General features: G+C 38.7%; 1 protein-coding gene. It reads left to right on the top strand.

The annotated features are described in order from the left end of the window. Positions 1 to 297, top strand: a 297-nt coding sequence (locus ACVCZW_RS00470; protein WP_452231354.1) for a hypothetical protein, incomplete at both ends; no start/stop codon positions are given.

Genomic DNA, 297 nt, shown 5'->3' with positions numbered 1-297 from the left:
TACCGTTGCTGATGATTGTGGTAACGAAACTATACTTACTGCAACGCTTACTCTTGAAGATTCTATCGGTCCTGACTTAACATCTTGTACTGTAATAGACGAAACTATAGAATGTAATGGTACAGATAACGAAACGATCGCTAACGATTGGAATGCTGCTAACATACTTGCTCTTCAATCTTGTGGTACAGATAGCTGTGATACAGATGCAGTATTTGATGTAACTTCAGATTATGTATTTACGAACCTTGCTTCCACTTGTGGCGCTGGTGGTACTATTCTAGTTACGTATACAGT

Source organism: Lacinutrix sp. MEBiC02595 (genome assembly GCF_053601555.1).
The sequence above is the reverse complement of the archived record's forward strand: the minus strand, read 5'-3'. Positions and strand labels throughout refer to the sequence as shown.